General features: G+C 72.9%; 28 protein-coding genes, 1 other RNA gene and 3 pseudogenes. 18 read left to right on the top strand and 14 right to left on the bottom strand.

Annotation, left to right across the window (positions count from 1 at the left end; genetic code table 11):
- Positions 1 to 80 precede the first annotated feature (80 nt).
- Entirely contained in the window at positions 81 to 554 is a 474-nt protein-coding gene (locus ABZ659_RS12655; RefSeq protein ID WP_360217254.1) for an ATP-binding protein, read from the bottom strand.
- A gap of 162 nt (positions 555 to 716) precedes the next feature.
- Here ABZ659_RS12655 and ABZ659_RS12650 point away from each other — a divergent pair, with 162 nt between their 5' ends.
- Entirely contained in the window at positions 717 to 1,592 is an 876-nt protein-coding gene (locus ABZ659_RS12650) for a helix-turn-helix transcriptional regulator (protein ID WP_360217252.1), read from the top strand.
- The gene (locus ABZ659_RS12645) at positions 1,589 to 1,792 is read left to right on the top strand and encodes a DUF397 domain-containing protein (RefSeq protein ID WP_360217249.1); all 204 of its coding nucleotides are present in this window, start codon (positions 1,589 to 1,591) and stop codon (positions 1,790 to 1,792) included. Before ABZ659_RS12650 ends, ABZ659_RS12645 begins: the two co-directional genes overlap by 4 nt.
- A 24-nt stretch (positions 1,793 to 1,816) precedes the next feature.
- Here the strand turns inward: ABZ659_RS12645 and ABZ659_RS12640 are convergent, their stop codons facing one another.
- Entirely contained in the window at positions 1,817 to 1,993 is a 177-nt protein-coding gene (locus ABZ659_RS12640) for a hypothetical protein (protein WP_360217246.1), read from the bottom strand.
- A gap of 87 nt (positions 1,994 to 2,080) precedes the next feature.
- Here ABZ659_RS12640 and ABZ659_RS12635 point away from each other — a divergent pair.
- From ABZ659_RS12635 to ABZ659_RS12615, 5 genes and pseudogenes are all read left to right on the top strand, one after another.
- Positions 2,081 to 2,242: pseudogene (locus ABZ659_RS12635) on the top strand (N-6 DNA methylase); the annotation flags it as partial.
- A gap of 70 nt (positions 2,243 to 2,312) precedes the next feature.
- Positions 2,313 to 2,702, top strand: a complete 390-nt coding sequence (locus ABZ659_RS12630) for a hypothetical protein (protein ID WP_360217244.1) — start codon at positions 2,313 to 2,315, stop codon at positions 2,700 to 2,702.
- Between the two features lie 387 nt (positions 2,703 to 3,089).
- Positions 3,090 to 3,800: an excisionase family DNA-binding protein gene (locus ABZ659_RS12625; protein ID WP_360217241.1), complete on the top strand. Its 711-nt coding sequence runs from the start codon at positions 3,090 to 3,092 to the stop codon at positions 3,798 to 3,800.
- On the top strand, positions 3,797 to 4,366 hold the full coding sequence (locus ABZ659_RS12620; protein WP_360217238.1) for a Fic family protein: 570 nt from the start codon (positions 3,797 to 3,799) through the stop codon (positions 4,364 to 4,366). The genes ABZ659_RS12625 and ABZ659_RS12620 overlap by 4 nt, the downstream gene beginning before the upstream one ends.
- Before the next feature lie 310 nt (positions 4,367 to 4,676).
- Complete coding sequence (locus tag ABZ659_RS12615; RefSeq protein ID WP_360217502.1) at positions 4,677 to 5,117, top strand: transposase; 441 nt, start codon at positions 4,677 to 4,679, stop codon at positions 5,115 to 5,117.
- 66 nt (positions 5,118 to 5,183) lie between these two features.
- Here ABZ659_RS12615 and ABZ659_RS12610 read toward each other — a convergent pair whose 3' ends face one another.
- The 4 genes and pseudogenes from ABZ659_RS12610 to ABZ659_RS12595 all read right to left on the bottom strand — a co-directional run bounded on the left by ABZ659_RS12610 (position 5,184) and on the right by ABZ659_RS12595 (position 8,240).
- The gene (locus ABZ659_RS12610; protein ID WP_360217235.1) at positions 5,184 to 5,957 is read right to left on the bottom strand and encodes a hypothetical protein; all 774 of its coding nucleotides are present in this window, start codon (positions 5,955 to 5,957) and stop codon (positions 5,184 to 5,186) included.
- A 165-nt stretch (positions 5,958 to 6,122) separates the two neighbouring features.
- Positions 6,123 to 6,528: RNase P RNA component class A (rnpB, locus tag ABZ659_RS12605), an RNA gene on the bottom strand.
- Between the two features lie 118 nt (positions 6,529 to 6,646).
- Positions 6,647 to 7,363: pseudogene (locus ABZ659_RS12600) on the bottom strand (DMT family transporter); the annotation flags it as partial.
- 82 nt (positions 7,364 to 7,445) lie between these two features.
- On the bottom strand, positions 7,446 to 8,240 hold the full coding sequence (locus tag ABZ659_RS12595; RefSeq protein ID WP_360217232.1) for an AraC family transcriptional regulator: 795 nt from the start codon (positions 8,238 to 8,240) through the stop codon (positions 7,446 to 7,448).
- A gap of 236 nt (positions 8,241 to 8,476) precedes the next feature.
- Between ABZ659_RS12595 and yaaA the strand changes: the two genes are divergently transcribed.
- Positions 8,477 to 9,265, top strand: coding sequence for a peroxide stress protein YaaA (gene yaaA / locus ABZ659_RS12590; RefSeq protein ID WP_360217229.1), 789 nt, complete (start codon positions 8,477 to 8,479; stop codon positions 9,263 to 9,265).
- A 66-nt stretch (positions 9,266 to 9,331) separates the two neighbouring features.
- The gene (eda, locus tag ABZ659_RS12585) at positions 9,332 to 9,973 is read left to right on the top strand and encodes a bifunctional 4-hydroxy-2-oxoglutarate aldolase/2-dehydro-3-deoxy-phosphogluconate aldolase (RefSeq protein WP_360217226.1); all 642 of its coding nucleotides are present in this window, start codon (positions 9,332 to 9,334) and stop codon (positions 9,971 to 9,973) included.
- Here the strand turns inward: eda and ABZ659_RS12580 are convergent.
- From ABZ659_RS12580 to ABZ659_RS12570, 3 genes are read right to left on the bottom strand one after another with little or no spacing between them, the layout of a single operon-like run.
- Positions 9,945 to 11,117 (bottom strand): bifunctional RNase H/acid phosphatase, encoded by a 1,173-nt coding sequence (locus ABZ659_RS12580; RefSeq protein ID WP_360217223.1) that lies wholly within the window; start codon positions 11,115 to 11,117, stop codon positions 9,945 to 9,947. The genes eda and ABZ659_RS12580 overlap by 29 nt on opposite strands.
- A 12-nt stretch (positions 11,118 to 11,129) precedes the next feature.
- Positions 11,130 to 11,873, bottom strand: coding sequence for a C4-type zinc ribbon domain-containing protein (locus ABZ659_RS12575; RefSeq protein WP_360217499.1), 744 nt, complete (start codon positions 11,871 to 11,873; stop codon positions 11,130 to 11,132).
- The gene (locus ABZ659_RS12570; RefSeq protein ID WP_360217220.1) at positions 11,870 to 12,715 is read right to left on the bottom strand and encodes a Nif3-like dinuclear metal center hexameric protein; all 846 of its coding nucleotides are present in this window, start codon (positions 12,713 to 12,715) and stop codon (positions 11,870 to 11,872) included. Before ABZ659_RS12570 ends, ABZ659_RS12575 begins: the two co-directional genes overlap by 4 nt.
- A 199-nt stretch (positions 12,716 to 12,914) precedes the next feature.
- On the opposite strand from ABZ659_RS12570, the gene ABZ659_RS12565 reads away from it, so the two are divergent.
- Positions 12,915 to 14,093 (top strand): hypothetical protein, encoded by a 1,179-nt coding sequence (locus tag ABZ659_RS12565; RefSeq protein WP_360217217.1) that lies wholly within the window; start codon positions 12,915 to 12,917, stop codon positions 14,091 to 14,093.
- Positions 14,094 to 14,199: 106 nt separating this feature from the next.
- Positions 14,200 to 14,358 (top strand): hypothetical protein, encoded by a 159-nt coding sequence (locus ABZ659_RS12560; protein WP_360217214.1) that lies wholly within the window; start codon positions 14,200 to 14,202, stop codon positions 14,356 to 14,358.
- Positions 14,359 to 14,581: 223 nt separating this feature from the next.
- Here the strand turns inward: ABZ659_RS12560 and ABZ659_RS12555 are convergent.
- The 3 genes and pseudogenes from ABZ659_RS12555 to ABZ659_RS12545 form a co-directional block, all read right to left on the bottom strand.
- Positions 14,582 to 14,734: pseudogene (locus ABZ659_RS12555) on the bottom strand (short chain dehydrogenase); the annotation flags it as partial.
- 30 nt (positions 14,735 to 14,764) lie between these two features.
- Entirely contained in the window at positions 14,765 to 15,844 is a 1,080-nt protein-coding gene (locus tag ABZ659_RS12550) for an alcohol dehydrogenase catalytic domain-containing protein (RefSeq protein ID WP_360217211.1), read from the bottom strand.
- A 79-nt stretch (positions 15,845 to 15,923) separates the two neighbouring features.
- Positions 15,924 to 16,784 carry a MaoC/PaaZ C-terminal domain-containing protein gene (locus ABZ659_RS12545; protein WP_360217208.1) on the bottom strand — a complete coding sequence of 287 codons (861 nt, stop codon included), beginning with the start codon at positions 16,782 to 16,784 and terminating at the stop codon, positions 15,924 to 15,926.
- A gap of 307 nt (positions 16,785 to 17,091) precedes the next feature.
- Between ABZ659_RS12545 and ABZ659_RS12540 the strand changes: the two genes are divergently transcribed.
- The 4 genes from ABZ659_RS12540 to ABZ659_RS12525 all read left to right on the top strand — a co-directional run bounded on the left by ABZ659_RS12540 (position 17,092) and on the right by ABZ659_RS12525 (position 20,923).
- On the top strand, positions 17,092 to 18,027 hold the full coding sequence (locus ABZ659_RS12540) for an ABC transporter ATP-binding protein (RefSeq protein ID WP_360217205.1): 936 nt from the start codon (positions 17,092 to 17,094) through the stop codon (positions 18,025 to 18,027).
- A complete protein-coding gene (locus ABZ659_RS12535; RefSeq protein WP_360217202.1) occupies positions 18,027 to 18,743 on the top strand; it encodes an ABC transporter permease in 717 nt (238 codons plus the stop codon). The genes ABZ659_RS12540 and ABZ659_RS12535 overlap by 1 nt, the downstream gene beginning before the upstream one ends.
- 9 nt (positions 18,744 to 18,752) lie before the next feature.
- Positions 18,753 to 19,886, top strand: a complete 1,134-nt coding sequence (locus ABZ659_RS12530) for a sensor histidine kinase (RefSeq protein WP_360217199.1) — start codon at positions 18,753 to 18,755, stop codon at positions 19,884 to 19,886.
- Positions 19,887 to 20,290: 404 nt separating this feature from the next.
- Positions 20,291 to 20,923, top strand: a complete 633-nt coding sequence (locus tag ABZ659_RS12525; protein ID WP_360217496.1) for a response regulator transcription factor — start codon at positions 20,291 to 20,293, stop codon at positions 20,921 to 20,923.
- 13 nt (positions 20,924 to 20,936) lie between these two features.
- Here ABZ659_RS12525 and ABZ659_RS12520 read toward each other — a convergent pair whose 3' ends face one another.
- Together ABZ659_RS12520 and ABZ659_RS12515 are read right to left on the bottom strand one after the other, a co-directional pair.
- Positions 20,937 to 21,587, bottom strand: coding sequence for a class I SAM-dependent methyltransferase (locus ABZ659_RS12520; RefSeq protein WP_360217196.1), 651 nt, complete (start codon positions 21,585 to 21,587; stop codon positions 20,937 to 20,939).
- A 71-nt stretch (positions 21,588 to 21,658) separates the two neighbouring features.
- Positions 21,659 to 23,422, bottom strand: coding sequence for an MFS transporter (locus ABZ659_RS12515; RefSeq protein WP_360217193.1), 1,764 nt, complete (start codon positions 23,420 to 23,422; stop codon positions 21,659 to 21,661).
- Positions 23,423 to 23,722: 300 nt separating this feature from the next.
- On the opposite strand from ABZ659_RS12515, the gene ABZ659_RS12510 reads away from it, so the two are divergent.
- The 3 genes from ABZ659_RS12510 to ABZ659_RS12500 all read left to right on the top strand — a co-directional run bounded on the left by ABZ659_RS12510 (position 23,723) and on the right by ABZ659_RS12500 (position 26,350).
- Positions 23,723 to 24,715, top strand: coding sequence for an N-acetylmuramoyl-L-alanine amidase (locus tag ABZ659_RS12510; protein WP_360217190.1), 993 nt, complete (start codon positions 23,723 to 23,725; stop codon positions 24,713 to 24,715).
- A 158-nt stretch (positions 24,716 to 24,873) separates the two neighbouring features.
- On the top strand, positions 24,874 to 25,734 hold the full coding sequence (locus ABZ659_RS12505) for a hypothetical protein (RefSeq protein ID WP_360217187.1): 861 nt from the start codon (positions 24,874 to 24,876) through the stop codon (positions 25,732 to 25,734).
- 325 nt (positions 25,735 to 26,059) lie between these two features.
- Positions 26,060 to 26,350, top strand: a complete 291-nt coding sequence (locus ABZ659_RS12500; protein ID WP_360217184.1) for a hypothetical protein — start codon at positions 26,060 to 26,062, stop codon at positions 26,348 to 26,350.
- Positions 26,351 to 26,354 lie beyond the last annotated feature (4 nt).

The following is a 26,354-nucleotide window of genomic DNA, read 5'->3' as shown; positions in this document are numbered from 1 at the left end:
TCACGATGACCCGCCAAGCGTGAAGGCCGTTCACATTCACCGTCAATCCTTAAATCTGTTGAGCAGCAGCGCAGTTGAGTTCACGCGCCCCCCTTGAGCGCGGGTTCACGCCGGGCACACTCGGCCCAGACCGTCTTGCCGCCGGGGTGGTGGGGCTCGCACCCCCAGGCATCGGCGAGCGAGGCGACGAGGAGCAGGCCACGCCCGGACTCGCCGTCCCCGCCAGGTGCCGGTTCGGGCAGGCGGTCACCCCGTGCGTCCGTGACCTCGACGCGCAGGGCGTCGGCCGTGAGGGTCAGGGCGAGGCGGGCGTGGCGGCCTCGTACGCGGCCGTGCAGGGCGGCGTTCGCGGTGAGTTCCGCGATGAGGAGGGAGGCCGTGGCCGCGTCCTCGTCGCTGGGCGCGACCTCTGGGCAGTCCTGCTGGTCGGTGAGCCAGCACTCGGCTGCGTGGCGGGCGGAGTGGGCGCCGTGTCTGCTGGCGGGGAAAGTGAGGTGGAAGTGGTGGGTGGTGACGTTCGGTTCACCGGAGACGGTGACGGTTTGCTGGATCACCTCACCGAGCGTGACGGAGTGCTTCTACTGTGTGCAGGATGTGGGGCGGTACGGAGGCGACTGTCCCGGTGCGGAGGGCGAGATGTACGGGCGTACGGCCGTGACCTGGCCGGATGTTCGGCGGTTCGCCCCTGGTGCGACGAAAGTGGGCGGTGGTACGGGATGGTGGCAGGGGCGGGCGGTTCGGGGGTTCCCACCGGCGGTGAGGCGGACGGCACGGACGAGGTGGCCGACCTGTTCCGGGCCCTCGGGCGGCAGATCAAGGTCGCGCGGGTCCGGGCCGGGATGACCCAGAGGGAGCTGGGCGAGCGGCTCGGGTACGGGGAGGAGACGATCGCCTCCGCCGAGCGGGGGCGGCGGACGCCTCAGCCTGACCTGCTGATCGCGGTGGATGAGTTGCTGGAGTGCGGGGGGCTGCTGGCGTCCGCGGCGGAGGACGTGGAGCGGGCGCGGGAGCGGAGGAGGGTTCGGCATCCGGAGTGGTTCAGGGATTATGCGCGGTTGGAGCAAGGCGCAGTTGAGATCAACTTCTACAACAACCATGACATTCCGGGCCTGTTTCAAACCGAGCGGCGGACACGCGCCCTGTACGAGATGCGCAAGCCGCTGCTGGACGAGGAGACGATCGAGCAGCGGGTGATCTCTCGAATGGGCCGTCAGGCGCTCTTGACCAGTTGGCCTCCGCCCATGATCAGCGCCGTCATCGAAGAGACCGTGGTGCGACGACCTCTCGGCGGGCAAGAAGTCCACGAGGAACAACTGGAGCGACTACTCAAACTCGGACGGCTGCGCAATGTTGAGCTGCAAGTGATGCCGACCGACCGCAGCGAGCACGCGGGGATGGGCGGTTCGTTCGTACTCCTCACGCCGAAGGGGAAAGCACAGTTGGGATACACCGAGGCGCAGAACTCCAGCCGGTTGATCACGGACTCGGAGGAAGTCCGTATCCTGGCCGCACGGTACGGCAGCATCAGAGGACAAGCGCTCACCATGCGCGAGTCCCTGTCCCTGATCCAGAACTTGCTGGGGGAACGTTGAACACTGCGGAACCCGCGCGACTTGTTTGGTACAAGAGCAGCTACAGCGGCAACGAAGGCGGCGAATGCCTGGAGGTCGCCGCCGACGTGACCACCGTCCGCATACGGGACTCCAAGAAGCGGGGCGACAGTCCACAGCTCGCGTTCACGCGGGGCGCGTGGGCCGGATTCGTCGCGGACCTCGGGCGGGCCGGGTTCTGACCGACCCGCCCGAGGCTGCGGCGCTCAGGCCGGATGGCGCGGCCCCTTCCCCGGCGGCGGGTCCAGCACGGTTCGGCACTCGCCGCCGGTCGCGCGGGCCTCTTCCATGCGGTCGTAGACGTCGAGGATGAGGTCCTTGGTGCGGTAAGCGTCGCCGTGGGCTGCCTCGTCCTGGCGCTTCACCACGGGGAAGGTGTCCATGACGTACTCCACGTCCGCTCGACTGACCCCATGGTGGAAGAGCGCCGCGTCCAACTCCACGCGGATCAGTTCACGGCGTCCCTCATCCCACCTGAACGGGACTGGGGATACGAGGAGCTGGCCACCGACGCCCGTTGGAGTCACGGCCTTCCCCCGCGCACCGAGCCCGAACTCGCCTGGGTCCAGCACTGTCTGGCCCAGCTGCGGCCCGGCGGCGCCGCCGTACTACTGCTGCCGCCCGCCGTCGCCGGAGGATTCGATCCACGTCGGCCCGCCGTCCGACGACGGCATCCCCCTCCTCACCGTCCCCGATCTCCTGGTGGACGGCGAACCCCGCAGCTGGCTCGCTCCCGGCACCGCGGCAGCCGACGAGGCCGTGATCGCCGAACCCGGGGACATCGTGGTGGTGGGCGCCGCCCGCGCCTTCACCGCCTGGGTCCACACGGGTCCGCCGACCGCCCTCGGCCCACAACTGCGCGTCGTGCGCGTACAGCCCGAACAGCTCGACGCCTGGTTCCTCGCCGGTTCACTGCGGGCTCCCGCCCATGCCCGGCAGGCCAGCACCCACACCACGAACTCCTCCCGCCTCGACGTCCGCCGTCTCCGAGAGGCTTCAGGCGTGAGGGAGGCGTACGGGCCCCCGAAGACCGTGGAGTCTTCGCCCATTGCTGGCCCTACTCGAATTCACTCCGTCCACAGGCGCCCTTAGCATCAGGATCGCGGCGGTCGCAGCGAGCTCCAACTGTTGCCGGTACACGGCCTGGCGTGAGTGTCCGTGACCACTTCTACGCTGCTGGCGGAGCGAGCCGTCAGTCAGTACGGAGTTGGGATGCCACATCGGCTCAATCAATCCGAACCAGGCCGCCGAGCGGATGCGCGAGGCTGGGGCGAAGACCCTGGACCCGTACCCGCACGCGGACGGTCCATGGCACTGCGACCGTACGACCTGCGGGACAAAGGCACGGACTGCTTCCCTCCGGTGCCGCAAGGGGCAGCACCGGCCCTCCAAGCAGTTACACATATTGCACTTGGTTCACTTGTTTCATATGGTTGAGGGTGATAGTAGCCACTCAAAGCTGGGGACGCACCTATGCCCGTGACCCACCAGGACCAGAAACCGGCCAAGCAGAAGAAGCACCCCACCGGCGACAATACGACGACCGTCAGCTCCGAGATCGAGACCTCCCGCACTCGGAAGAAGGTACGGCGCAAGCGCCCCACTGAGAACCCGCCGGCACTGCGTGGGACCCAGGCGCAGCGGACGCGGAAGGAGCAGCGCAAACGCAGCGTCGAGGAGGCCGTGCCGTGCCTACGTGACGCCCTCACCAGCAGTGCCGAGACGTTCCACGTCACCGTCGCCGAAGCGGGCAAGGTCACCATGGAGGTGCCACGTGAAGCCCTGACGGTCCTCATGGAAACCATGGCGCTCATTACCTCCGGCCGCACGGTCGAGGTAATCGCCAAGCGTATGGAGCTGTCCACCATCCAGGCAGCGAAGACCCTCGGCGTCTCCCGACCGCACCTGGTCAAGCTGCTCGACAAGGGCTTGATCGAGTTCCGCATGGTCGGCACCCACCGCCGTGTGGACGTCGCATCCCTGGAGGGCTACCGGCGACGCGAACAGAACGAGCAAGCCCGACGTCGCCAAGCGGCGGTCGCCTCCGCCATCGGCTCCACCGAGGCCGAGGGGCTGCGCGTCACCGCTGACACCACCGCCGACCTCGACGCCTATGCACGCGGAGAACTCGACGCCGCAGCCTTGCGCGCCCGCACCCTCGCCCGCTACACCCGTAAGGCCGCTGAGTGACCGACCCCTACAGCGAGCCCAACGGCGTCCTCCGAAACAGTCTCGGCATCACCGACGCAACCGAGCTTTCCGAGGCTGAATCGGACATCGCCGCGGTGGAACTCGCCATTCTGGACGCCGAGCCGCTGCCTGGCAGCTACGACCTCGCACACCTGCAAGCGTTCCACCGGCAGATCTTCGGCAGCGTGTACCCGTGGGCCGGGGAGCTGCGCACCATTGAGATCTCCAAGGGCACATCGTTCTGCCCGTCGATCCACATCGTCTCCTACGCGGAGGACGTGTTCCGCAAGCTCGCGAACAACGACCACCTGCAAGGCTTGGCCCGCCCGGAGTTCGTCCGAGCCCTGGCTGACCTGTACGGCGACGTAAACGCCATCCACCCCTTCCGGGAAGGCAACGGCCGGACCCAGCGCGCCTTCCTCGCCCAACTCGCCCGCGAAGCCGGCTACACCATCTCCTGGCAGGACATGGACCAAGAGGAGAACATCGCCGCATCGGTGGCCAGCTTCAACGCCAACAACGACCTACTGGAGAAGATGCTCGACGCCCTGGTACGCCCCGCCTGACTGGCGTCCGCCGACGGCTCCGTCACCGAGATCGGTCAGCCAGTCACGACCTCTCAGCTCAGTCATCGAAAGCGACGAGCTCCCATACAAGCTCGTCCCAGGTTCCTTCCCTGACCACCCGGCCACGGCTCCTGCAACGTCCCGAGGTGGAGTACGTGTTCGACCAGATCTTCGTACGCGGCGCGGACGTTGACGTCGGTCGGGAGCATCGCGGGCGCCACCGGAAGGCTGTGGTCGACGCGCCCCACCACCTTGCCCAAGGCCCAGCCGAATACCACAGGCTCAGCGGGGGCGTCTGTCGGTAGCCGGGCTGGTCGCGATCCGTCCCGGCTCACGGACCCGGCTGTGCCACCGCCTGCGCACCCACCCCGCGGGCAAGGGCAGACGCCGCAGTATGGGCGAGCGTGACTTCATCGCGCTGATCGACGGCACTCATCAGCTCGTCAAGGTACCGATCGTGCTGGTGTGGGACCGGCTCAACACCCATATCTCCCACGCCATGCGTGAGCTGATCGCCGAGCGCGACTGGCTGACGGTGTTCCTGCGGCCCGCGTACTCGCCTGACCTCAACCCGGTGGAGTGGGTGTGGGCGCACGTCAAGCGCAGCCTGGCCAACCTCGCCGTTGTCGCCCTCGACCGGCTCGAGACGCTCGTACGCAACCGCCTCAAACGCCTTCAGTACCGGCCCGACACCCTCGACGGCTTCATAGCAGGTACCGGCCTGACCCTCGACACCCCGGCCTCCCTCTGACATGCGGTGGCCTCACTGAGACCGGTCTGTTCATGGACGTCCAGACGGGAGCCGGATGAGTTGTTGTCAGGCGTCGCGCCACCACGGGGGTCGGATGGTCTCGTTGTCGTCGGCGGCGCAGTTGACGCCGTGGACGACCTCTGAGCCGGCCAGGTCCCAGCCGACGATGCCGTTGCCCTGCCGGGCCAGTTCCACCAGGCGGGCGCGGTGGGTTCCGCTGCCGGTGTTCACGTCGCACGTCTCGACACTGGTCCAGGAGCGTCCGTCCAGGGCGGCGATGATCGCTACGGCGGGCAGGACGATGCCGCCGAGCAGCAGTCCGGCGATCCACAGGGCGTCGGCGGCACGCTGGGGGGCGGTCTCGGCCCGGTTGCCGGTACGGCGGCCCGTGGTGTGCTCACGGCGGCCGGTTTTGTAGTCGACCATCACCCCCACCCGCAGTACGTAGGAGGCCAGGCCGGTGGCCAGGCCCCAGCCCAGGCCGTTGAACGCACCGACGACCACCCCCAGGGCGGCCGGAACTACGGCGGCAGTGGCCGCGGTCACGGTCATGGGGGTGTCCCGATGTCTGAGGGCGCCGCCCCTGGCTGCGAAGTGGGCGTAGGTGGCGCGCGAGATGACCACGGCTAGCACTGTGGCCAACAGGGCCTCGTTCAGGAACATGCCGATTGGGATGTCGGCCCAGTTGCCCGGCCCCATGGCGATCAGTGCGTCCCGGGCCGCGTCACCGCCACCGAGCGTCCAGGCCAGCTTGAGCGCCGGGATCGCGAGCACCACCGCCAGCAGCATCACGTGCCCCGCCCTCTCCCGGTAGTCCCCGGAAGCCTTCTCCTCACTCATGCGACGAGTCTCACGGACCGCCCGCTACCGGCGAGGGCCGACACACGTACACACCTACGTCACCCTGACGAGCCGAAGTCAGTAACGCGGCAAGCCCCCGAAAGACCGGAAAGGGCCTCCGACGCAGGTCAGAGGCCCTTTCCCAGGCAAAGCCGCAGGTAGCGGCAGACGAGTCGGGCTGTACGCCGGGTTCTGTTCCCCGGTCCCTCGCGGGAGTCGGGGCGACGGCCATCCATCTAGGGTCGACGTTGCCGTCGGCCTCGTGCGGTCTACCCGCGGACTCGGGCGGGCAGCCCTCGGACGTCCGCGCAGGGTCACGTTCTACGGTGGCCCCTCTTGACCTTGCTCCGGGTGGGGTTTACCTAGCTGCCCAGGTCACCCTGGGCACTGGTGGTCTCTTACACCACCGTTTCACCCTTACCCAGCACCGGAGTGCTGGGCGGTTTGCTTTCTGTGGCACTGTCCCGCGGGTCACCCCGGGTGGCCGTTAGCCACCACCCTGCCCTGTGGAGCCCGGACGTTCCTCGGGGAGCCCCTCACGGGGATTCCACGCGGCCGTCCGCCCGGCTCGTCTGCCGTGTCGACCATGGTACCCGGCGCATTTCCCGCCGCGCACCGGCCGCGGACGTCGCGAGGACCGAGCCCGCCAGGATGAGGGTGAAGGCGATGCCGATCGTCGGGGTGAGGGGCTCGTCGAGGAGGAGCGCGCCCGCCGCGACCGCCACCGCCGGGTTGACGTACGTGATGACCGTCGCCCGCGTCGGGCCCGCCTCCCTGATCAGCTCCAGGAACGCGACGAAGGCCAGGGCCGTGCAGATCGCGCCGAGGGCCGCCAGGGACACCAGGACCTGGGTGGGCGGGAGACTCCCCGGGCGGGTCAGGACCGCCGCCGGGGCGTAGACCAGGGCCGCCAGGGCCAGGCACGGTGCCGTCAGGTGGAGGGACGGGACGTCCCTCAGGTGGCGGGCCGCGATCAGCGGGGCCGTAGCGTAGCCCACCACCGTCAGCAGGACCTCCGCCAGGGAGCGGGCGTCGCCGCCCGTCAGGTGGGGGGCCGTGAGGAAGGCGACCCCCGCCAGGCCCAGGGCCAGGCCCGTCACGCGGCGCGGGCCCAGCCGCTCCGTCTCGCCGAAGAAGCGGGCCGTCAGTACGCCGACGATCGGGACGCCCGCGATGAGGAGTCCCGCCGTCGAGCTGGACAGGTGGCGTTCGGCGTCGGTCAGGGTCCACCACGGGCCGATGATCTCGATCACCGCGAAGGCCAGCATCGGCTTCCAGTGGGCGCGGAGTGTCGTGCCCAGGCCGCCCTGGCGGAGGGCGAAGGGGAGGAGCAGGGCGGCGCCCAGGGCGCAGCGGGTGAACACCACCGTCGACGGGGACACCTCGTCCACCGCCACTTTGATCATCAGGTACGGGATACCCCAGACCACTCCCATCAGGGAGAACAGGAACCAGCCGCGTGCAGTCATGCGGTGAGTGTCGGCCGCCTCAGCCCCTGCCGTCTTGAACGCTGTTGCGGTACGCCGCCGGGGTGACTCCCAGGACGCGTCGGAACCAGCGGGTCAGGTGGGCCTGGTCCGCGAACCCGACCAGGACCGCCACCTCGGCCGGGCGCAGGCCGCCGTCCAGCAGGACGCGTGCCCGGTGCACCCGGTGCTGGGCGAGCCAGGCGTACGGCGGCACCCCCATCGTCGTACGGAAGGCGCGGAGGAGCTGGTAGCGGGAGGACAGGCCGAGGTCCGCGGCCAGCGCGGCGAGGGAGGGCGGGTTCGTGAGGTCGTCCGCCAGGCGGTCGCGTACCGCGTGGGCCAGGTCCCTCGTGCCGGGGATCCTGTCGTCCGTGGCGCGGGCCGTGGAGTGGCGGCGGGACAGGGCCGTGAGCAGCCACGGCAGGCGGGACTCCGTTTCCAGGGGGTCCGGGCACGTGCTGAGGTCCGTGTGGGTGGCGCGCAGGGCCGCCGCCAGGGCCGGGTCGTGCAGGACCGGGTCGCGGAAGTGCGGGAGGGCGGCGCCCAGGGTGCCGTCCGTGAGGAGGTCGGGGGACGCGTACAGGGCGCGGTAGGAGTAGCCCTCGGGGGCCGCGGGGCCGCCCGTGTGCATCTCGCCGGGTTCCAGTACGACGATGGAGCCCGGGCCCGAGTGGATGCGTCCGCCCCGGTAGGCGATCACCTCCAGGCCGCCGACCGTCACGCCGATCGTGTACGCGTCGTGCGCGTGGGGGGCGTAGACGTGGCGGTCGAAGCGGGCGGTGAGGAGGTCCAGGGGTGGGCCGTCGTGGCCCATGCGGGACCTGGTCCACCGTGCTACCTCTCTGCCGGTCACTGCCCCCACCCCCTGGTCACGGGGATCAGGGCATCAGAGGAAGCCGGTTGTGTCCAGATCGAAGGCGAAGGGCTGCGGAAGCGGCAGGGGGTCGCCGAACGCCCGCCGGTGCAGTCGCCTGTGATCGTGGCACACCGGCCGCCGCGCCGTACCCTGGCCAAGGCCACGACGCCCACAACCCCCGCCCAGGAGACCCCGTGCTCGTCCTGCTCCCCCCGTCCGAAGGCAAGGCCCCCTCCGGTGGGCGTGGTGCGCCCTTGCGGTTGGAGTCGCTTTCGTTGGCGGAGTTGGGGGCCGCGCGGGAGGTGGTGCTCGGGGAGTTGGTGGAGTTGTGCCGGGGGGACGAGGAGAAGGCCCGGGAGGTGCTCGGGCTGAGTGCGGGCCTGCGGGGTGAGGTGGACAAGAACGCGCGGTTGTACGACGCGCCCGCACGGCCCGCCGGGGACGTCTACACCGGGGTGCTGTACGACGCCCTCGATCTCGGGTCGCTTGAGCCCGCTGCCAGGCGGCGTGCCGGGCGGTCGTTGCTGATCTTCTCGGGGTTGTGGGGGGCCGTGCGGATCGGGGACCGGATTCCGTCCTATCGGTGTTCCATGGGGGTCAGGTTGCCGGGGGTGGGGGCCCTTGGCTCGTACTGGCGGGGTGTCATGGGCGGTGTGCTGCCCGAGGTCGCCGGGGACCGGCTCGTGCTTGATCTGCGGTCTGCCGCCTATGCCGCCGCCTGGAAGCCGACGGGGGAGGTCGCCGCGCGGACCGTGACCGTGCGGGTGCTGCACGCGCCTACCCGGAAGGTCGTCAGTCACTTCAACAAGGCGACCAAGGGGCGGATCGTGCGGAGTTTGATGACGGCGGCGGGGGGCGAGCCGGGTGGGCCCGCCGAGCTTGTTGACGCGTTGAGAGGCCTCGGGTACGTGGTGGAGGTTGAGGTGCCGGGGAAGGCCGGGGCCCCCTGGCGGGTGGATGTGCTGGTGGAGGACGTGCACTGAGGTCGGGCGTTGCGGTGCGCGCAACGGGCGTTGCGGGGCGTGTCCTGTCTCGGCAGCATGCACGCCATGGCCGCCGTCCTTGAGCTCGTTTCCGCTCCCGTCGTGCCCGTCGTCGTGCTGGATGACCCGGCGGACGCCGTGCCGCTCGCTCGGGCGCTTGTCGACGGGGGGTTGTCCACCATCGAGGTGACCCTGCGGACGCCCGGCGCTGTCGATGCCCTGCGGGCCATCGCCGACGGGGTGCCGGACGCCGTCGTGGGGGCCGGGACCGTGCTCACGCCGGGGCAGGTGGACCTCGCCGTCGATGCCGGGGCGCGGTTTCTCGTCAGTCCGGGGTGGACCGAGCTGTTGATCCGCGCCATGCGCGAGAGCGGGGTGCCGTTTCTGCCCGGGGTTTCCACCGTGTCGGAGGTTCTCGCGCTGTGGGAGCGCGGGGTGCGGGAGATGAAGTTCTTTCCGGCGGAGGCGGCCGGGGGGACCTCTTGTCTCCGGTCGGTGTACGGGCCTCTGCCGCAGGTTCGGTTCTGTCCCACCGGGGGGATCGGGCCCCGGTCCGCGCCCGAGTACCTCGCCTTGCCCAACGTCGGGTGCGTCGGCGGGAGTTGGATGCTTCCCCCGGACGCCGTGGCGGCGCGGGACTGGGGGCGGGTGGAGGGGCTGGCTCGGGTCGCCTCGGGGCTCAGGGGCGCAGGTGTGACGTGTCGTTGAGGAGGCGGACGCTCGCGTTGCCGTCCGCGTAGTACGCCACCGCCGACAGGGACGCCGCCGAGAGTTCCATGCGGAAGAGGGATTCGGGCGGGGCGTTCAGGGCCAGGCGGACCAGGGTCTTGATCGGGGTCACGTGGGTCACCAGCAGGACCGTGCGGCCCGCGTACGCCGCGACCAGTTTGTCGCGGGTGGCCGCGATCCGGGTCGCCGTCGCCGTGAAGCTCTCGCCGCCGCCGGTGGGGGCCACGTCGGGGGAGGCCAGCCAGGCGTTCAGGTCGTCGGGGTGGCGGTCGCGGGCCTCGGCGAAGGTCAGGCCCTCCCAGGCGCCGAAGTCGGTCTCGCGCAGCCCGTCCTCCACCGTGACGTCCAGGCCCAGGCGGGCGGCGACGATGGCCGCCGTCTCGCGGGTGCGGGTCAGGGGGGAGGTGACGATCGCCTCGATCGTGCCCCGGCGGGAGAGGAGCGCCGCCGCCCGTTCCGCCTGGTCGCGGCCCGCCTCCGAGAGGGACGGGTCCGTGCCGCCGCTGCCGGAGAAGCGTTTCTGGGGGGTGAGGGGGGTCTCGCCGTGGCGGAGGAGGACGAAGGTGGCCGGGGCACCCATGTCGGCGGGGGCTCCCCAGCCGACGGAAGGGGCAGCCGACCTCTCGTCGCCCGCCGTCTCACCGCCCGCCGTCCCCGCCACCGCCCGCGCCGCGCGCGCGTCCGACGCGGCCTTGCCTTCCGTCCCCGCGTCCATCGCCCCGTCCATCGCCCCGTTGGCCAACCGATCCGCCCGCTTGTTCCGCTCCCGCGGGATCCACTCGTACGTCACCCGCCCCGGCGGGAACACCCGTGCCGCCTCCGTCGCCAAGGGCTTCAGGTCGGGGTGTTTGATCTTCCAGCGGCCGGACATCTGCTCGACGACCAGCTTGGAGTCCATCCGGACGTGGACCGTCGCGGTGTCCGTCGGGTCCAGTGCGCGGGCGGCGCGCAGGCCCGCCAGCAGGCCGCGGTACTCGGCGACGTTGTTGGTGGCGGTGCCGAGGTACTCGGCGGCCTCCGCCAGCGTCTCCCCGGTCGCCGCGTCGAGCACCAGCGCGCCGTAACCCGCGGGGCCGGGGTTGCCCCGTGACCCGCCGTCCGCCTCGACGATGAACTCCCGCACGCCCAAGGCTCCCTACAGCCCGGAGTCCGCCGTGCGCACCAGGATGCGGCGGCAGTTCTCGCAGCGCACCACCGTGTCCGGCGCCGCCGCGCGGATCTCGTTGATGTCCGTGATCGCCAGCTCCTGGCGGCAGCCCTGGCAGGTGCGCTGGTGGAGGCGGGCCGCGCCGATGCCGCCCTGCTGCTGGCGCAGCTTGTCGTAGAGCTTCAGCAGGTCGGCGGGGACGGCCGCGGCGATGACCTCGCGTTCCTTCGTCACCGTCGCCACCTCGCCGTCGATCTCCTCGAACGCGGCGTCGCGGCGCGCGGTGGCGTCGTCGATCTTCGACTGGACGGAGGCGACCCGGCCGGTCAGCTCCTCGACCCGCTCCTGCGCGGACTCCCGGCGCTCCATGACCTCCAGGACGATGTCCTCCAGGTCGCCCTGGCGCTTGGCGAGGGAGGCGATCTCGCGCTGGAGGTTCTCCAGGTCCTTCGGGGAGGAGACGGCGCCGGAGTCCAGGCGCCGCTGGTCGCGGGCGGCACGCTGGCGGACCTGGTCGACGTCCTGCTCGGCCTTGGTCTGCTCGCGGCCGCAGTCGCTCTCCTCGGTCTGCGCGGCGACGAGCAGGTCGCGCAGCTGGGCGTGGTCCTTGGTCAGCGACTCGATCTCGGCGTGCTCGGGCAGGGACGTCCGCTTGTGCGCCAGCTGCTGGAGGCGGACGTCGAGTGCCTGGACGTCGAGGAGTCGGATCTGGTCGGCGGGCGCGGCGTTCAGTTGGGGGCTCCAAGTGGCAGTGAAGGGGAGTGGCTGGTCCAGGGGTCGGTGACCGTCCGGGAGACATGGACGCGGAGGTCCCAGCCGTGGCGGTCGGAGACCTCGTCGAGCTGTGCGGCGGCCTGCTCGCACCAGGGCCATTCGGTGGCCCAGTGCGCGGCGTCGAGCAGCGCGAGGGGGCTTTCGGCGCGGGCCTCGGACACCGGGTGGTGGCGCAGGTCCGCGGTGAGGAAGGCGTCGGCTCCGGAGGCCCGTACGGCGTCGAAGAGGCTGTCGCCCGCGCCGCCGCTGACGGCCACCGTGCGCAGCAGCGCCTCCGGGTCGCCCGCGACGCGGATGCCCTGGGCGGTGGCGGGGAGGCGTTCGGCGGCGCGGGCGGCGAACTCGCGGACGGTCACCGGGTGGTCCGGTTCGCAGACCCGGCCCAGGCCACGACGGCCCTCGGGGTCGGTGGCGTCCGGCACCAGGGGGCGTACGACCCGCAGGCCCAGGGCGCCGGCGAGCGCGTCGCTGACCCCGGGGTCGGCGGTGTCGGCGTTGGTGTGGGCGACGTGCAGGGCGATGTCGTGCTTGATGAGGGTGTGCACGACGCGGCCCTTGGAGGTGGACGCCGCGACCGTCGTCGTACCGCGAAGGTAGAGGGGGTGGTGGGTGACCAGCAGGTCGGCGTCCAGCCTCACCGCCTCGTCGACGGTGTCCTGGACCGGGTCGACCGCGAACAGGACCCGGGTGACCTCCTGGTCGGGGTCGCCCACGACGGTGCCGACCGCGTCCCAGGACTCGGCCCGCTCGGCGGGCCACAGGGTCTCCAGCGCGGCGATGACTTCTGACAGACGGGGCACGGGGAAAAGGCTACCTGCCCGTCCCCCGGGGCTGAACCGCTGGCGGGGGGCGTCCCCGGTGCCGTTCCCCGCTCAGCACACCCGTCCCCGTTTCCTCAGGCGAATCGTTACGCGGCCACCCTTATGTGTGAAGCCGTCGGCTGCCGGTCCCCCGCCTGTGCGTACGAAAACTAGCTTCGTCGCCGGAGGTGACCGAACGATGACTGCCTGTGCGATCGAAGCCACCGAGGCGGGGGACGCCGACGTGTCCGCCCCGCGCGCCACCTGTGTGCTCACGGTGAGCGGGAGTTACGCCGCCCGCCTCGCCCGCCGCGGCGACTCCTGGTTCCCGGAGCGCTGGACGCTGGACGGCCCTGAGCCGTACGCCGTGCCGCTGCCCGGCAACCAGCCGGAGGAGCCCGGCACCGAGGTGCAGCCGATGGGCGACGGACGGGTGCTCGTCCGGCGCTTCGCGGACGGGAGGAATCATTTCTCCTTGCTGTACCCGACCGGTCCCGGCACCGGTGAGCTGCCGCTCGGCGCGGTGGAGTGCCCGGACGACCCCGGCACCCGGCTGCGGCTGCTGCCCCCGGCGCCGGGCGGCGACCGGGCGTACGCCCTCCAGACCGGGCCGCGGTCCAGCACGGTGTGGCTGGTGGCGGGCGGCGCGTTCGGGCCCGAGCACCTCGCGGAGGTGCCGGGGCGCTGCTCGGGCGGGGTGTGGCTGGACCGGCCGGGACGGATGCTGGCCCTGGACCGGGAGGTTGACGGGCGGACCAAGACGGTCGTGGTCGATCTGGAGCGCGGGGGCGAGGTCTCGCCGCTGCTCCAGATCGCCGAGGACAGCGACGACCGGCTGCTGCTCGCCGACGCCGACAGCGGGCTGCTGATCGTCCACTCGGACGCGCCCTCGCCCGGGCACGCCCGGCTGGGCTGGGGGGTCCTGGGCAGTGCGCTGCCGGTGCGGTTCCCCCAGTGCCTGTGGCTGCCGGACCGTGCGGTGACGCCGTTCGCGATCCAGCCGGGGCAGGTGCTGACGCCGGAGGGCTGCGCGGTGGCGCTGCGGGTGGACGGCGCCGGGGGCAGCTGGGTCGCGGTGTGGCGGCCCGCGGACCGGCGGGTACGGCACCTGGGCGCGCCCGACGGGTGGCTGGCGGGCGCCGGGCTGTGGACGGCGGACGGGGTGCTGCGGCTGCCGTACTCCACGGCACAGGTGCCGTGCGGGGTGGCGACGGCGGTCCCGCTGCCGACTGCTCCGTCAGGAGCCTCCGCGGCAACGGGAACTGACGTTCCGCCATCATCGGGCACAGACGCCCCGGTGCCCCTGGAACCGGACCCTCCGCACCCGCTCACCCCCCGCCCCATCCCCCTCCAACAGGCCCCGCTCGCCCGTCTGTAACGAAGTAGCGGCGGTTCGCGTGGCTGTCTTTATCCGGCCTGTGGGTGGCCGGATAAACTCGCCCAGCTGTAGAGAAAGATCATGTTGACGGGGTGAATTCCTTCCGATGAGCGACACCAGCACGTCCCAGCAGCTGTCCGACAGCCAGGAGCACGACAGCCACGGCAAGCACCGGGGCCCGCGTGCGGCACACGACGCCGAGACGGCTCCGCACGGTCGGCACCGCAAGCCGGTGGACCAGCAGCACGCCGAGAACGCCGCCTGACGGTACGTCAGTCACGGTCGACGACGACGGCCCCGCCCGCCCCTCGTGGGCAGGCGGGGCCGTCCCGTCGCGTCACCCCGCCGCGGCGCCAGCACCTCCACCGCCGCGAACCTCTCCCCCGCCCCAGAGCCGGCACCTCACCGCGCGAACGTCTCCCCCGCCGGCCGCTCCGCGAAGTGCGGGGTGGGTACGGCGTCCAGTACCGCGTGCGTGAAGGTGCCCGGCTCGGGCGGGCGGAGGCCGTGCCGGAGCCGTCGCGGCCGGGCTGGCCGCAGTCGTGGACGACGACGGCGGAGGCGGCGCCGAGCCGGGCCAGTTCCAGCGCCTCGGCGCGGCCGAGCCCGCGTCCGGCGCCGGTGCCCCTCGCGGTGCGCCCCCGCGAGCGGCAGCGTCCTGGCGGCCCCCGTCAGATCTCGATGGACGTGCGCAGCGCGGTCCCGGTGCGCATCTGGTCGAGGGCCTCGTTGACGTCGGCGAGCGGCACCCGGTGGGTGATCAGTCCGGCGAGGTCGACGCGTCCGGCGCGCCAGAGGGCGATCGTCCGCTCGTAGGAGCGCAGCACGTCGCCGCCGCCGTACAGGGACGGCAGGATGCGCTTCTCGTCGAAGAACAGCTCGAACATGTTGAGCTGGAGGGCGTCGTCCATGGCGCCCGCGCCGACGACGACCAGGGTGCCGCCGCGCCGGGTGGCCTCGTAGGCGGTGCGGGCGGTGGTGGAGCGGCCGACGACCTCGAAGACGTAGTCGAAGCCCTCGCCCCCGACGGTGACCCGCTGCCTGGCGTCGGGCAGCTCCTCCGGCGCCACGGCCCGGGTCGCCCCGAAGCGGAGGGCGGCCTCGCGGCGGCTGGCGACCGGGTCCACGGCGACGATCTCGGCGGCGCCCCGCAGCCGCGCGCCCTGGACGACGGAGACGCCGACGCCCCCGCACCCGATGACGGCGACCGACGAACCGGCCTCCAGGTCCGCGGTGTTGAGGGCGGCGCCCAGTCCCGTCGTCACCCCGCAGCCGATCAGCGCGGCGATGTCGTAGGGCACGTCGTCGGGGATGGGCACCGCGCACCCGGCGTCCACGACGACCTCCTCGGCGAAGGTGCCGGTCCCGGCGAAGCCGAAGACGTCGCCGGTGGGGCGGCGGAAGTTGGGGGTGCCCGCGTTCATGAACCCGGTGAGGCACAGCTCGGTCTGGCCGCGCTTGCAGGAGGGGCAGGCGCCGCAGGACGGCAGCCAGCACACGACGACCCGGTCCCCGGGCCTCAGCGCGGTGACGCCCTCCCCCACCTCGACGATCTCCCCGGCGCCCTCGTGGCCGGGCACGAACGGCGCGGGCTGCGGCAGGACGCCGCTCATCGCGGACAGGTCCGAGTGGCCCAGGCCGGTCGCCCGCACCCGGATCCTGACCCGGCCGGGTCCGAAGCCGGTCGCCTCCACGTCGTCGAGGACCTCCAGCTTCTCCTGGCCGGTCTCGTGCAGTACGGCTGCGCGCATGGTGCGGCTCCCCTCAGGGTCAGGTGTGCTCTGCTCCGGGGTCAGGCCTGCTCGGGGGTCTGACGTGGTCTGCTCACGGTCAGGCGTGTTCGACGACGGTGTCGGCGAGGACGGGGGCGTCGTCCCGGTCGGCGGCGCTCACGGCGACCCGGACCGTGCCGCCGGACGTCCGCCACATCCGCACCCGCAGGGTCCCGCCCGGGTAGACCACCCCGGCGAACCGCGCCCGGTACGCCCGCACCCGCGTCACGTCGCCGTCCAGCAGCGTGTCGACGACCGCCTTCAGGGTGATGCCGTAGGTGCACAGCCCGTGCAGGACGGGCCGTTCGAACCCGGCTACCTTGGCGAACTCGGGGTCGGCGTGCAGCGGGTTCCAGTCACCGGAGAGGCGGTACAGCAGGGCCTGGTCGTCGCGGACGGCGCGTTCGACGGTGCGGTCGGGCGGTCCGGCCGGGGGCTCGGTCCGGGCGGACGGGCCGCGGTCGCCGCCGAAGCCGCCCTCCCCGCGCAGGAAGATCCGCGCGTCGCTGGTCCACAGCGGGCCGTCGGCGTCGGCGGCCTCGGTACGGAGCACCAGGACGGCGGCCTTGACCTTGTCGTGGACGGCGGCGACGCGCGAGGTGGCGGTCGCCTCGCCCGCCGTCGGGAGGGGGCGGTGCACGGTCAGGGACTGGCCGCCGTGCAGGACGCGGGCGAGGTCGACCTCGATGCCGGGCGTGGAGAGGCCGCTGATGACACCGGGGGCACCGGCGCCCGCGACGGTGGCGAAGCTCGGCAGGACGTGCAGCCGGGACTCCAGGGTGTAGCGCAGCTCGTCGGGGTCGGTGGCGGGGCGGCCCGCGCCGATGCCGAGGTGGTAGAGCAGGACGTCCTTGGGGGTCCAGGAGATGGCGCCGGTCCGGGGCTCGGCGGCGAGCGCCTTGGCTGCGTCGATGGGCATGGGGCTCCTGACGTGGCGCGGTGGTGGGACCCCGGCGCGGCCGTCCGCACCGTCGGCCACGCCGAGGCCGTCTTCGGGGCCGCGGAACCCGCCCGTTCCTGGAACGCGTTCCAGTGACAGCGCTCCTCTGTATAGCCGAGCGGGCAGCGGCTGGGAAGACACCTGACGGTGCGCCAGGTTACTGCCACAGCCGTGCCACGGCGGCGAGCGGGAACTCCTGCGCGGGCGGCCCCAGGACATCTGTCCCGCCCGGGTCCGTACAACCGCCTCTGCCGGGCCACCGCCCCCGCTCCGTACCGTCGTAGCCATGACAAGGAGACCCGCACCGCCCCCCGCCGTCGCCCTCTCCCGGGTGGTGAAGAGGTACGGCGCCACGACCGCCGTCGACGGACTCGACCTGACCCTCGCGACCGGTGAGACCGTCGCCCTGCTCGGCCGCAACGGCGCGGGCAAGTCGACGACCCTCTCGCTGCTGCTCGGGCTGGTGGAGCCGGACGCGGGCCGGGCGGAGCTGTTCGGCACCCGGCCGGAGACCGCCGTACGGGCGGGTCGGGTCGGCGCCATGCTCCAGGAGGCGCGGGCGGTGCCCCGGGTCACCGTCCGGGAGCTGGTCACCTTCGTCGCCGGACGCTATCCGGCGCCGCTGCCGGTGCCGCGGGCGCTGGAGCTGGCCGGGATCCCGGACCTGGCGGGGCGGCGCGTGGACCGGCTGTCCGGCGGACAGCTCCAGCGGGTACGGCTCGCCGTCGCGCTCGTCGGCGACCCCGCGCTGCTGGTCCTGGACGAGCCCACGGCCGCCCTGGACGTGACGGCGCGGCGGGACTTCTGGACGTCGATGCGGGAGTACGCGCGGCAGGGCCACACGGTGCTGTTCTCCACCCACTACCTGGAGGAGGCCGACGCGCACGCCGACCGGATCGTCGTCGTCGACGGCGGCCGGACCGTCGCCGACGGCACCGGCGCCGCGCTGCGCCGCGCGGCGGGCGGCACCCTCGTCGCCGTGGACCTGGCGCCCGGGCAGGGGCCCGACGGGCTCTTCCTGCTGCCCGGCGTGCGGTCGGTGGAGGTGCGGGGCGGCCGGGCGCGGATGCGCACCGAGGACTCCGACGCGACGGTGCGCGCGCTGGCCGGACTGGACGCGATACGGAACCTGGAGGTCGTACCGGCGACGCTGGACGACGCGTTCCTGGCACTGACCTCCCCCGCCGGGGCGGACGGGGCGACCGCGGCGGAGGTGCGCTGATGTGGGCCTACCTGCGGCTTGAGGCGCGGCGGACGCTGCGCGACCCGGGGTTCGTGGTCGGCGGGATCGCGATACCGGTGGTGATGTACCTGCTGTTCACCAACGTCTCCCAGGCCGACGGCGAGTGGCGGACCGGCGCGATGGTCGGCATGGCCGCCTACGGCGCCGTCGGCTCGGCGCTCGCCACCGGGGGCGGGGTCGCGGAGGACCGGGCGATCGGCTGGCTGCGGCAGCTGCGGGTGACGCCGATGCCGCCGCACCACGTGGTGCTCGGGCGGGCGCTGACCGGCGCGGTCACCGTGCTGCCCGCGATCAGCGCGGTGCTGGCGGCGGGCGGCCTGGTCAACGGCGTACGGCTGGCGGCCTGGCAGTGGGCGGCGCTCGCGGTGCTGCTGTGGCTGGGCTCGCTGCCGTTCACGCTGCTCGGCCTCGGCAACGGGTACCGGCTCAGCGGGCAGACGACGGCCGTGGCCAACCTGGTGTGCAACCTGGGCCTGTCCGTGCTCGGCGGGCTGTGGTTCCCGGTGGTGCTGTTCCCGGCGTGGCTGCGGGCGCTGTCGACGTGGACGCCGACGTTCCGGTTCGCGCAGCTCGGCGGGGCGGTCGCCGACGGGCACGCGCCGGGGGCGGGGGCGGTGCTGGTCCTGACCGGGTGGCTGCTGCTGTTCGGTTCGTACGCTGTGCTGTCGTACCGCCGTGGCGCGGGCGCGAGCTGAGGGGGGACCATGACGGGAAACAGGCCGGGGCGGCGGCCCACCACCTTCTCGCTGCTGCCGTGGCTGCTGATGGGGATGGGCGCGGTCGCCAACCTGGTGCAGGGCGAGACACCGAACCCGTGGATCGGCATCCTGGGCCTGCTGGTCTTCAACTCCCTCTACATCCACGTCGTCTGGCGGGCGTTCGTGAAGGAGCTGCGGGAGTCGACGCCGACCCGGGTGGCGCTGGCGGTGATGACCCTGGTGACCCTCGTCCTGGCGATCGGGTACGGCGGCAGCTGGCTGATGTTCTTCCCGCTGCTCGGGCTGGCGGTCGGCGCGGCGCTGCGGGGCCGCTGGCTGGCCCCGGCGGGGCTGGGGCTGACCGCCGTCGCCGCGGTCGTCGCCGGGTTCCACGAGGGCTGGGACGCGGTCGGCATCACCTACGGCACGTTCCTGTCCGTCATGGTGACGGCGGCGATCCTGTCGCTGGCCGACACGGTCGGGGAACTGCGCGACGCGCGGGAGGAACTCGCCCGGCGCGCGGTGGAGAAGGAGCGGCTGCGCTTCTCCCGCGACCTGCACGACCTGCTCGGCCACACGCTCTCCGTGATCGTCGTGAAGGCGGAGGCGGCCCGGCGGCTCGCGCCCCGCGCCCCGGACGCGGCGCTTGAGCAGATCGCCGACATCGAGTCCGTCGGCCGTCAGGCGCTCACCGAGATCCGCGAGGCCGTCACCGGCTACCGGGAGGGCAGCCTCGACACCGAGCTGGCCAGCGCCCGCTCCGTCCTGGCGGCGGCGGGCGTCACCCTGACCGTCCAGCGCTCGGGTCCGCCCCTGACACCGCAGTCGGAGGCGCTGCTCGGGTGGGTGGTGCGGGAGGCGGTCACCAACGTCGTACGGCACGGGGGCGCGGTGACGCGGTGCGAGATCGGGGTGCGGGGCGGGGAGGAGCGGGTACGGCTGACCGTCACCGACGACGGGGTGGGCGGCGGCGTGGCAGGCGTCGCCCCGGGCAACGGGCTGACGGGCCTCACGGAACGGCTCACGGCGGCGGGCGGCTGGCTGACCGCCCACCCCGGGCCGGACGGCGGCTTCACCGTGACGGCGGAACTGCCCGGGGAGGTCGGGGCGGGGGCGCCCGGGGGCGTCGGGGCGCGGTAGCCCGGGGAGGCCGGGGCGGAATCGCCCGCGAAGGTCAAGGCTGAGCCGCCCGGCGGGATCGGGGCCGAGTCGCCCGGAGACGACGGGACGACACCGCCCACGGGAGTCAAGGCCGAGCCGCCCGGACACGACGGAACGGAACCGCCCACGGGAGTCAAGGCCGAGCCGCCCGGACACGACGGAACGGAACCGCCCACGGGAGTCAAAGCCGAGCCGCCCGGACACGACGGAACGGAACCGCCCACGGGGGTCAAGGCCGAGCCGCCCGGACACGACGGAACGGCACCGCCCACGGGAGTCGAGGCGGGGTCGCCCGGAGACGGCGCGGCCTGACCGGTCCCGGGATCGGCGGTGGTCCGCCCCTGAAGGTTCGCCGGACCTACGCTGGGCCCGTGAACGACGAGATGCCCCGCGACCGCCGCCCCGCCAGATCCATCCGGGTACTGCTCGCCGAGGACCAGCAGATGCTGCGCGGGGCGCTGGCCCTGTTGCTCGGTCTGGAGCCGGACATCGAGGTGGTGGCGCAGGTGTCGGCGGGCGACGCGATCGTGGACGCCGCGCTGACGCACCGCCCCGACGTGGCCCTCCTCGACATCGAACTGCCGGGCCGCAGCGGTCTGGACGTCGCCGCCGAGCTGCGCGACCAGGTGCCGGACTGCCGGGTGCTGATCCTGACCACCTTCGGCCGCCCCGGCTATCTGCGCCGGGCCATGGAGGCCGGGGCGGCGGGGTTCCTGGTGAAGGACGGTCCCGTGGAGGAGCTGGCGGCCGTGATCCGCCGGGTGCTGACCGGCGAGACGGTGGTGGACCCGGCCCTGGCCGCCGCCGCGCTGAGCGCCGGGCCGAGTCCGCTCACCGCGCGGGAGTGCGACGTACTGAGGGCGTCCGCCGACGGCGCGACCGTCGCCGACGTCGCGGCCCGGCTGCACCTGTCGGAGTCGACGGTCCGCAACTACCTCTCCGCCGCCATCGGCAAGACCGGCACCCGCAACCGCACGGAGGCACTGCGCGAGGCCCGCAGCCAGGGGTGGCTGTGAGGGCGACGGCGGGTCAGCTCCCGCCCCCCGTCCGCCGCAGCACCCGCAGGGACCCCGTCGCCGCGACCTCCGTGAACCCGCCGGAGGCGAGGGCGCGCAGGTAGACGCGGTAGGGCGCCTGGCCGGTGAACTCGTCGGCGGGGTCGGGGAAGACGTCGTGGATGACGAGGAGGCCGCCGTCGGCGACATGCGGCGCCCAGCCCTCGTAGTCGGCGGTGGCGTGTTCGTCGGTGTGGCCGCCGTCGACGAAGACGAGGGCGAGCGGGGTGCCCCAGACGCGCGCCACCTGGGGCGAGCGGCCGACGAGGGCGACGACGTGCTCCTCCAGGCCCGCCCGGTGCAGGGTGCGGCGGAAGGTGGGCAGGGTGTCCATCAGGCCGAGGTCGGGGTCCACGGTGTCGGGGTCGTGGTACTCCCAGCCGGGCTGCTGCTCCTCGCTGCCGCGGTGGTGGTCGACGGTGAGCGCGGTGACGTCGGCGGCGCGGGCGGCGTCCGCGAGCAGGATCGTGGAACGCCCGCAGTAGGTGCCGACCTCCAGCAGCGGCAGCCCGAGCCGTCCCGCCTCCCGGGCCGCCGCGTACAGCGCGAGCCCCTCGTCCACGGGCATGAAGCCCTTCGCGGCCTCGAACGCGGCCAGCGTCTCGGGCGGGGGTGCCACCGTCATGGGATCCCTCTCGGTCGTACGTCTGCGCGGGTGGGCGCCCCACATGCTACGGCGGCACCCGGCCGCCCCCGTCAGGCGGTGACCGCCGTCTCACCGGGCAGGGAGAGGTGCACCTCCACCGGCCGTTCGTCGCCCGCGTGGCTCGCGGAGGAGGCGTGCGGCCCGTGGCCGGCGGCCCGCGCGGCGACGACGTACGCCCCGGCCCCCGGCACGGTCAGCGCGTAGCTGCCGTCCTCGGCGGAGTGCGTGGCGCCCGCCTTGCGGCCCCGGTGGTCGATGAGGGTGACCCGGGCGCGGACGACCGGCGCTCCCCCGGCGTCGGTGACCCGGCCGTGGAAGCCGCGCAGCGCCTCGGTGGCGCGGGCCAGGTTGGCGTCCTCCTCGCTGCTCGCCCGCAGCTGGGGCGTGGCGGCGGGGCGGGTACGGGGCAGGAACAGGGCGAGGGTCAGCCCGACGGCGACCGCGGCGGTCGCGATCAGGAAGGAGACCCGGAAGCCGTGCATGGTGGGGACGGCGACGCCGCCGACGTCGTTCGCCGTGCTGGCCAGCACGCTGCCGATGACGGCGCTGGAGACCGACGTACCGATGGACCGCATGAGCGTGTTGAGGCCGTTCGCCGCGCCGGTCTCGGAGGCCGGGACCGCGCCGACGATCAGCGCGGGCAGCGAGGAGTAGGCGAGGCCGATGCCCGCGCCGAGGGCGACGGAGGTGACGACGGTCTGCCAGGCGGCGTCCATCAGGCCGAGGCCGCCGCCGTAGCCGAGGGCGATGACGAGCAGGCCGAGGATGAGGGTGGAGCGGGGACCGTAGCGGGCGGAGAGCCGGGCGTAGAGCGGTGCGGTGAACATCATCGTCAGGCCGAGCGGGGCCACGCACAGGCCCGCGACGACCATCGACTGGCCGAGCCCGTACCCGGTGGCGGTGGGCAGCTGGAGGAGTTGCGGCAGGACGAGGGAGACGACGTAGAAGGCGACGCCGACCATGATCGAGGCGAGGTTGGTGAGCAGCACCTCGCGGCGGGCGGTGGTGCGCAGGTCGACCAGGGGCGCGGCGCGGCGCAGCTCCATCAGGCCCCACAGGACCAGGACGAGCACGGCCGCGGCGAACAGGCCGAGCGTGACGGGGGCCGACCAGCCCCAGTCGCTGCCCTTGGTCACCGGCAGCAGGAGCAGTACCAGGCCCGCGGAGAGGCCGAGCGCGCCGGGCAGGTCGAAGCCGCCGGTGGCGCGCAGCGGGGACTCGGGGACGACGAGGAGGGTGAGGGCGATGGCGAGGACGCCGAGGCCCGCGGCGCCGTAGAAGAGGGCGTGCCAGTCGGCGTGCTGGGCGACGAGCGCGGCGCCGGGCAGCGCGAGTCCGCCGCCGACGCCTATGGAGGAACTCATCAGCGCCATCGCCGAGCCGAGGCGCTCGCGGGGCAGGGTGTCGCGCATCAGGCCGATGCCGAGCGGGATGGCGCCCATGGCGAAGCCCTGCAGGGTGCGGCCGACGATCATCGTGAGCAGGTCGCTGGTGACGGCGCTGACCAGGGCGCCGACGACCATCACGGCGAGGCTGGTGACCAGCATCCGCCGCTTGCCGTAGAGGTCGCCGAGGCGGCCCATGATCGGGGTGGCGACGGCGCCGGACAGCAGGGTCGAGGTCAGTACCCAGGTGGCGTCGCTGGGCGCGGTGTCGAGCAGCTGGGGCAGGTCCTTGATGACCGGCACGAGCAGGGTCTGCATCACCGCGACGGTGATGCCCGCGAAGGCGAGTACGGGGACGACGGCGGGGTGCGGGGTGGGGGTCTGTCTCGTTCTGTCGGCGGGACGGTCGTCGTGCGTCGATCGGGGCATTGAGGGGTGACCTTCCACGTGGGATACGTGGACTACGAACTCCGTCTGCCGGGGCAACTATTCCGGTGGGGCGTAAGACGCGGGTAAGAACACCGGCGCGGCGGCCGGTGTCGCCGGGCTGCGGCTGTTCACCTCGACCGGCCGGGACCACCCGGCGGAGCTGGAACCGCACGTCCACCCGGACCGGGAGCACCCGCTTCGACGAACGCTCCGCCCACTACGGGACGCCGCTCACGCCCGAGCACACCCCGGGCGACCTGGGCGCGGCGCGCCCCGGGGGCGGCCCGTAAGGTGTTCGCCGTGTCCTACACCGGCCCCGGCTTCGACCCGCCCCACCCCCGCCGCTCCCGCCTCCGGCGCCCCCTGATCGTGGCTGTCGCCGCGCTGGTGCCGGGGGCGTTGGCCGGATGGCTGCTGTACGCGGCCGTCGGCGGGGACGGGGACGGGAGACGGGCGACGGTGTCCTCCTCGGCGTCCGCGCCCGCGTCGGCCTCGGCGCCCGCGTCGGCCTCGGCGTCCGCGTCCGCGTCCGCGTCGGCCGGGCGGTCGCCCCGGGAGACCGACGGGCCGGACGACCAGAAGCCCCCGAGCCCCGCCCCCACCACCCGGTCCGCCTCCGGCCCCCTCAAGGGGAAGGTCGTCGTCATCGACCCGGGCCACAACCCCGGCAACGTCCGGCACACCGCGGAGATCAACCGGACCGTGGACATCGGCACCGGCGCCAAGGAGTGCGACACCACCGGCACCGCCACCAACGACGGGTACGCCGAGGCCCGTTTCACGCTGGACGTCTCCCGGCGGCTGCGGGAACTGCTGGAGGCCCAGGGCGCCACGGTACGGCTGACGCAGGACGACGACCGGGCGTACGGGCCCTGCATCGACGAGCGGGCCCGGATCGGGAACGAGGCCGGCGCCGACGCCGTGGTCTCCGTGCACGCCGACGGGTCGGGGGCCGGGAACCGCGGGTTCCACGTGATCCTCCCCGCGGTGGTCCACCAGGGCGCCGCCGACACCCGGGACATCGCCGGGCCCTCCCGTGACCTGGGTGAGCGCATCGCGGGGAACTTCGTCCGGGTCACCGGCAGCGCGCCCGCCAACTACGTCGGCGACGGCACCGGACTGGTCACCCGTGACGATCTCGGCGGTCTCAATCTGTCAACGGTTCCCAAGGTGTTCATCGAGTGCGGCAACATGCGCGATAGCAAGGACGCGGCGCTGCTGACCAGCGGGGCCTGGCGGCAGTCGGCCGCGCGGGGGATCTCTGAGGGAATCGTGGGTTTCCTGCGCGGGTAGTGATCAGCGCGCGCATCCCGGCGGACAGCGTTGGGGGACGGACGATAGTGTCAGCCCTACGATGTGGGGCCACCCCCGCGCTTCACACCACGGCCGCTCGGCGACATGGTGTCAGCGACGCCTCCACCGATGACGAGACGACTGACGAAGGACCTGAAGTGAATATCCGCTCCCTCACTAGAGGCGACGGCGTGGTGATCGGAGCAGCGGTATTGCTGTTCATCGCGTCGTTCCTCGATCTGTACTCGATCGACGGGGCCCCTGACAGCCTCGACGTTCCCAGCCTCTGGAGCAGCGGCCCGGTCCTGCTCGGGGTCGTGCTCGCGGGGATCATCGGCGCCGTGCTCATCGTCGTCGCCCGGGGTCTGCCGCAGGCGCCGAAGGTCGCCGGGCTCGACCTGGCCCAGCTCGGCATCGCCCTCACGATGTTCGCCGCCTGGAGCGCGCTCGGCAACATCTTCGACCCGGCCGGCGGCGCCGACAACTTCGACGGCGGCGGTGACGGCCCCGACGCCGGTACCGGTCTCATCCTCGCGCTGATCGCCACCCTCGTGATGGCCGCCGCGGCCGTCGCCACCCCGCTGGTCCCGGCGCTGAAGGCCGCCCTCCTCGGCGCCCCGCGCCCGGCCGCCCCGCAGCCCTACCCCGGCGCCCAGCCGCCCAACGGCTACGGCTACCCCGGCGCCCAGCAGCCCCAGCAGCCGTACGGCGGTCAGCCGCAGCCGGGCGCGCCCGGCCAGCCCGGCCCGGGTCAGCCCTTCGGCGGCGGTCAGCCGCAGGCCCCGCAGCCGCAGGCCGCCGCCGCGCAGCCGCCCGCCGGTGACTTCTCGCCGTTCTGGTTCGCCGTGCCGGTGCCGCGTCCGCTGTTCGCGGAGGACGGCTCCCAGACGACGATCGCCGAACTCGCGCCGGGCACCTGGTACCTGGCCGTCGAGCAGCGCGGCCCGTCCCTGGTCGCCCAGACGCAGGACGGCCGCCGTGGTGTCCTGCAGGACACCAGCGGCATCCAGCGCGGCTGACGTCCACCGTCCCGTACGGCCCCTCGCCCTTCCGGGCGGGGGGCCGTTGCCGTACAGTCGGCCAGCCCGGAGCCCGAGGTGACATACCGTCAGGAAGGCTTGTGCGGCTGGGACTCGCGCTCGGCTTCTGGGGCCGTGGGGCCGATCCCGGTCATCGCACGCTGGCGCGGGAGGCCGAGCGGCTCGGCTACCACTTGGGCAAGGATCACCAGCGACCCCCACGCCCGCCAACTCGCGGACGGAGGAGATCCGTCGAAGCGGGAGGTGGACAACCCGGTTTCGCGCGGCCGGGTTTCGAAACCCGTGCGGCGGCTACCCGGAGGGCATGTCCCCTCGATATCACAGTTCCCAGGCGGGCCGGGTGATAGCGGTCGTCGCCGACATCATGGCGCTGATCCTCGGCCTGTGGATCCTGATGTACCTGCTGGACGCGAACCGCGCGAACGACTTCGTGCAGTTCGTCCATGACGCGGCCCGCTGGCTCGCGGGCTGGTCACACGACCTGTTCACCTTCGACGAGGAGTGGGCGCGGGTGGTGTGCGGCTACGGCCTCGCCGCGGTCGTCTACCTGTTCGTGGGGCACGCCCTCGCGGGCCGGATCTACCGCCGCTCCTGACGGA

Origin of the sequence: Streptomyces sp. NPDC006997, from assembly GCF_040635175.1 — a bacterium.
Lineage (GTDB): Bacteria > Actinomycetota > Actinomycetes > Streptomycetales > Streptomycetaceae > Streptomyces.
Note: the sequence above shows the minus strand (reverse complement) of the source record. Positions and strands in the feature narration are given on the sequence as shown.

Coding starts and splice junctions, on each gene's coding strand:
- ABZ659_RS12540 (WP_360217205.1), top strand. CDS start 17,092: ATGACAAGGAGACCCGCACCGCCCCCCGCCGTCGCCCTCTCCCGGGTG.
- ABZ659_RS12545 (WP_360217208.1), bottom strand. CDS start 16,784: ATGCCCATCGACGCAGCCAAGGCGCTCGCCGCCGAGCCCCGGACCGGC.
- ABZ659_RS12640 (WP_360217246.1), bottom strand. CDS start 1,993: ATGGACACCTTCCCCGTGGTGAAGCGCCAGGACGAGGCAGCCCACGGC.
- ABZ659_RS12550 (WP_360217211.1), bottom strand. CDS start 15,844: ATGCGCGCAGCCGTACTGCACGAGACCGGCCAGGAGAAGCTGGAGGTC.
- ABZ659_RS12650 (WP_360217252.1), top strand. CDS start 717: ATGGTGGCAGGGGCGGGCGGTTCGGGGGTTCCCACCGGCGGTGAGGCG.
- ABZ659_RS12535 (WP_360217202.1), top strand. CDS start 18,027: ATGTGGGCCTACCTGCGGCTTGAGGCGCGGCGGACGCTGCGCGACCCG.
- ABZ659_RS12520 (WP_360217196.1), bottom strand. CDS start 21,587: ATGACGGTGGCACCCCCGCCCGAGACGCTGGCCGCGTTCGAGGCCGCG.
- ABZ659_RS12530 (WP_360217199.1), top strand. CDS start 18,753: ATGACGGGAAACAGGCCGGGGCGGCGGCCCACCACCTTCTCGCTGCTG.
- ABZ659_RS12565 (WP_360217217.1), top strand. CDS start 12,915: ATGACTGCCTGTGCGATCGAAGCCACCGAGGCGGGGGACGCCGACGTG.
- ABZ659_RS12595 (WP_360217232.1), bottom strand. CDS start 8,240: ATGGGCCACGACGGCCCACCCCTGGACCTCCTCACCGCCCGCTTCGAC.
- ABZ659_RS12525 (WP_360217496.1), top strand. CDS start 20,291: ATGCCCCGCGACCGCCGCCCCGCCAGATCCATCCGGGTACTGCTCGCC.
- ABZ659_RS12500 (WP_360217184.1), top strand. CDS start 26,060: ATGTCCCCTCGATATCACAGTTCCCAGGCGGGCCGGGTGATAGCGGTC.
- ABZ659_RS12610 (WP_360217235.1), bottom strand. CDS start 5,957: ATGAGTGAGGAGAAGGCTTCCGGGGACTACCGGGAGAGGGCGGGGCAC.
- eda (WP_360217226.1), top strand. CDS start 9,332: ATGGCCGCCGTCCTTGAGCTCGTTTCCGCTCCCGTCGTGCCCGTCGTC.
- ABZ659_RS12515 (WP_360217193.1), bottom strand. CDS start 23,422: ATGCCCCGATCGACGCACGACGACCGTCCCGCCGACAGAACGAGACAG.
- ABZ659_RS12560 (WP_360217214.1), top strand. CDS start 14,200: ATGAGCGACACCAGCACGTCCCAGCAGCTGTCCGACAGCCAGGAGCAC.